Raw genomic sequence first — 4,580 nt, 5'->3', positions numbered from 1 at the left:
CTGGACCAGGCCCAGCGACGTGACCTCGGACACCTGGTGGCGGGTGCGATCCCGGCCCAGGGCCTCCGTCAGGCGTCGCAGCACGAGATCGCGGTTGGATTCGAGCACCATGTCGATGAAGTCGACGACGATCATGCCGCCGATGTCGCGCAGGCGCATCTGCCGGACGATCTCCTCGGCCGCCTCGAGGTTGTTCCGGGTGACGGTCTCCTCGAGGTTTCCGCCGGCACCGGTGAACTTGCCGGTGTTGACATCGACCACGGTCATGGCCTCGGTGCGGTCGATCACGAGCGTGCCACCGGACGGCAACCAGACCTTGCGGTCGAGTGCCTTCGCCAGCTGCTCGTCGATGCGGTGCGCCTCGAAGACGTCGACACCGTTGTCCGACGTGTGCTGCTCGAGCCTCGGCATGAGATCGGGGGCCACGGACTTGATGTACGACTCGACCGTCGACCAGGCCTTCTCGCCCTCGATCACGAGCTTGGAGAAGTCCTCGTTGAACAGGTCGCGGATGACCTTCACGAGAAGGTCGGGCTCCTCGTACAGGGCCTGCGGGTTGCCGGACTTACCGGATTCCGCCTTCGCGGCCTGAGCCTCGATCCCGGCCCACTGGTCCTGCAGACGCTTCACGTCGCGGGCGAGTTCCTCCTCGCTCACCCCCTCCGACGCTGTCCGGATGATGACTCCGGCGTCCGAGGGCACGATGTCGCGCAGGATGTCCTTGAGGCGCTTGCGCTCCGTGTCGGGCAGTTTGCGGCTGATACCGGTGGACGTGCCGCCGGGCACGTACACGAGGAAGCGGCCCGCGAGGCTGATCTGCGTCGTCAGCCGTGCACCCTTGTGACCGACCGGGTCCTTGCTGACCTGGACCAGCACCTGGTCGCCCGGCTTTAGGGCCTGCTCGATCTTGCGGGAGTTGCCACCGAGCCCGGCGGCCTCCCAGTTGACCTCACCCGCGTACAGCACGCCGTTGCGGCCGCGGCCGATGTCGATGAACGCGGCTTCCATGCTGGGCAGCACGTTCTGGACGCGTCCGAGGTACACGTTGCCGACCATCGAGGCCGACGCCGACGTGGTCACGAAGTGTTCGACGAGGACGCCGTCCTCGAGCACGGCGACCTGCGTCGTCGCGTGCGGTTGCCCGGTGGCGATGCGGTCGCGCACCACCATCACGCGGTCGACGGCCTCGCGGCGGGCCAGGAACTCCGATTCCGTGAGGATCGGCGGGCGCCTGCGGCCGGCATCGCGGCCGTCGCGGCGACGCTGACGCTTCGCCTCGAGCCGCGTCGAACCGGTGATGCCCTGGACCTCGTCCTTCGAGCGGCTCTTGTTGCGAGGTTCACGCTCGTGGACGACGGTGTTCGGCGGATCGTCCTCGGACGTGGCCTCTCCCGACCCCTCGCCACCGGACTTGCGACGGCGACGGCGACGACGGCGACGGCTCGACCCGTCGGAGTCACCCTCACCGGTCTCTTCGTCACCGGACTCCGCTTCGGCCTGCTCGGCCTCTGCGGGCTTCTCCTCGGAATCCTTCTTCGGCTTCTCTTCGGGCTCCCGAGTCGGTGTCTCGGCGGCCTTCTCCTCGCGAACGGATTCCCGCGCGGATTCCTCGGCCTCGGCACCCTCGGTGTCGATGTCGGTGTCCTGCTCGTTCTGCTGTTCGCCCCGTCCGCGACCACGGCCGCGGCGGCCGCGGCGACGACGACGCGGCTGATCGCCGTCGACGTCGGACTCGTCCGACTCGGTGTCGGCGGTTCCGGTGTCCGTGGCCTTGGCGGGCTCGGGCACCTCCTCGCGCGTTTCGGCGACGGGCGGCTGCTCGGTGGTGGGTTCCGGGGTCCCGGCGTCCCGGCGGCTGCGCCGGCGTCGCGGCGGGGTCTCGACCGCTGCGAGGTCGGGCTGCAGGAAGAGCGGGACCTGCGAGACGGCGGGCGGGGTCTCGCTGGCGGGCTCGGCGGCGGGCGCCTCGACCTGGTAGGACGCAGTGGTGAACAGGTCACGTCCGAGGTCGCGCTCGGCGACCGCGGCTTCCTCCGCGACGGGCTCCTGGGCGGGAGCTTCCTGGGCCGGTGCTTCCTCGGTGGGAACTTCGGGGGCCGGAGCCTGCTCGGCCGCCGCTTCCTCGACGTCCGAAGCCGCGACCGATTCCGGCGCGACCTCGACGGCGGGTTCGGCGGCCGGGGTCTCCGCGACCGGTTCGGCGGCCGGGGTCTCCGCGGCCGGTTCGGCCGCGGCGGGTGGCTCGGTGGGAGCGTTCTGCGCAGCGGTGAAAGCTGCGTGCACCCGCTCGGCGACGTCGCGTTGCAGGCTGGACTGCGCGCTGCGCAGTTCGGTTCCGAGGGCCGCAGCCTCGGCGAGAACCTGCTTGCTCGTCACGCCCAGCAACTTCGCGAGGGCGTGAACGCGCATCTTCTCCGGAAGAGCGGGAACCGCGCTCCCGGCGGTGGCCGATTCGTTCGGCTCTGAATTTGTGGGCGGCGCTTGATCGGCCACGTAGTCTCCTCAGCCCCCGGGCGCGTCCACTCCCGTGTCTGGGGGTGTCACGCGGCCACGCGAGGGCGCAGTATGTGTACTCGCGCCCCAGATGTGAGCGCGAGATTGTCTGGTCTCGCTCCACACAGCGCGTGCAGTGTCCGTTTTCACTGCACACCCATGTAGTGCCTTGCGGATGGCCGTCGTCCGCGGCGCGAGCGCCTGATCATCCAGCGTGCCGAAACGCCCAGGTATTTCCTGTTGACGCAGGGGCAGCGATGAAGGGCATCGAGCCGTGGTGTCATCCGGTCGAAGCCACGTGGTGCACAAATTGCGGTCCGACCACCCTCAGTATCCCACACGTGTGCCGCAGTCCGTGCCAGCGGCGCACGTATCGGTCTGGAACATGTTCCGCACGCGATGGCGCCGCCGGCCCGGAGGGCAGGCCGGTGGGTCGAGGGGTGGGTGGAGAGGTAGATCAGTTGGCGGCGAGGTGCGGGAACCAGAGGGCGATCTCGCGCTCGGCGGACTCGACCGAGTCGGAGCCGTGCACCAGGTTCTCCTGGGCTTCGAGCCCGAAATCACCACGAATCGTGCCCGGAACGGCCTTCTCGACGGGGTCGGTGCCGCCGGCGAGCTGGCGGAACGCCGCGATCGCCCGGGGACCTTCGAGCACTGCCGCGACGAGCGGGCCGCCGGTGATGAATTCCAGCAGGCCCGGGTAGAACGGGCGGCCTTCGTGCTCGGCGTAGTGGGCGGCTGCGATGTCGCCGGGAGCGGTGCGCAGGTCGAGCGCGGAGATCGTCAGACCTTTCCGCTCGATACGACCGAGGATTTCTCCTACATATCCGCGGGCAACGGCATCGGGCTTGATCAGTACAAGGGTGCGCTCAGTCACGGCGCACAGCCTAAATGGTCAGCCCCGCTGCCCCGGCAGCAGGCCCCGCTCCATTCTCTGGCGGACGTTCCGGCGGAAGTAGAGCAGGTATCCCCACAGGATGGCGAAGACCACTCCGACCGAACCGATCGACACGTGGACGAAGAACCCGAGTAGCAGCCCCACCTGCAACAACAGGTTGTACTTCATCGCCCAGGGGCGGCCCTGCAGGCCCGCCCCGAGGATCATGAGCACCGCGAGCCCCACGAGGTAGGTTCCGGACCACCAGGTGAGTCCGCCGCCGACCGTCGCGACTACCGGCAGGGCGAGAAGCACCACGATGGCTTCCAGGATCAGAGATCCCGCGACCACCCCGCGGAATCCCTTCCACGGGTCCTTGGTCGGCGGTCCGAACTCCGGTTCCGAAGCATTCGAGTCCGGCTCGCTCACGCTGGGTCCTTTCCGAAGAGGGTGCGGGCCGCACCGGCGGTCACCACGGATCCGGTGACCACGACGCCCGCCCCCGATACTGCCTCACCGGGCTCGGCGACCTCCTCGGCCAACCCGATGGCCGTTTCCAGCGCATCCGCGAGTGTGGGTGCCACGACGACGCGTTCGTCGCCGAACTTGGCGACCGCGAGGTTGGCGAGATCGTCGACGTCCATGGCCCGCGCCGAACCGTTGTTCGTGACGACGAGCTCGTCGAACACCGGTTCCAGCGCCGACAGGATGCCGTCGACGTCCTTGTCCCCCATCACGCTGACGACACCGACCAGCTTGCGGAAGTCGAACTCGGCGGTCAGGGCGGCGGCGAGTGCACGCGCCCCGTCCGGGTTGTGGGCGGCGTCGAGGAAGACGGTCGGGGCGCTGCGCACACGTTCGAGCCGGCCCGGATTGACGACCGAGGCGAACGCCTCCCGGATGGCCTCCTGGTCGAGCTGCCGTTCCGGGCCCGCACCGAAGAACGCCTCCACCGCGGCGAGCGCGAGCGACGCGTTACGCGCCTGGTGCTCCCCGTGCAGGGGCAGGAAGATGTCGGTGTAGACCCCGCCGAGGCCCTGCAGCTCGAGCTGCTGGCCGCCGACGGCAATCTGCCGGGCGAGCACCGTGAATTCGGAGCCCTCCCGCGCGACCGCGGCATCCACCTCGACGGCCCGGCGGAGCAGCACCTCCATCACTTCCGGCGTCTGCTCGGCCAGGATCGCGACGGCGTCGCGGGGCACCAGCGCGT

4 protein-coding genes are annotated in these 4,580 nt (G+C 69.4%); all 4 read right to left on the bottom strand.

The genetic code is table 11. The annotated features are described in order from the left end of the window. A partial coding sequence (locus tag QM693_RS37420) for a translation initiation factor IF-2 N-terminal domain-containing protein (protein WP_283354823.1) occupies positions 1-2,493 on the bottom strand: 2,493 nt, incomplete at its 3' end. A 457-nt stretch (positions 2,494-2,950) separates the two neighbouring features. Then, the gene (ndk, locus tag QM693_RS37415) at positions 2,951-3,370 is read right to left on the bottom strand and encodes a nucleoside-diphosphate kinase (protein WP_005248085.1); all 420 of its coding nucleotides are present in this window, start codon (positions 3,368-3,370) and stop codon (positions 2,951-2,953) included. An 18-nt stretch (positions 3,371-3,388) separates the two neighbouring features. Beyond that, positions 3,389-3,799, bottom strand: coding sequence for a DUF4233 domain-containing protein (locus tag QM693_RS37410; RefSeq protein ID WP_009474023.1), 411 nt, complete (start codon positions 3,797-3,799; stop codon positions 3,389-3,391). Beyond that, positions 3,796-4,580 (bottom strand): glutamate ligase domain-containing protein (locus tag QM693_RS37405; protein WP_283354822.1); only part of this gene is annotated, 785 nt, incomplete at its 5' end. The genes QM693_RS37410 and QM693_RS37405, both read right to left, overlap by 4 nt.

Source organism: Rhodococcus sp. IEGM 1305 (genome assembly GCF_030058635.1).
GTDB classification, from domain to species: Bacteria; Actinomycetota; Actinomycetes; order Mycobacteriales; family Mycobacteriaceae; genus Rhodococcus_F; species Rhodococcus_F opacus_D.
Note: the sequence above shows the minus strand (reverse complement) of the source record. Positions and strands in the feature narration are given on the sequence as shown.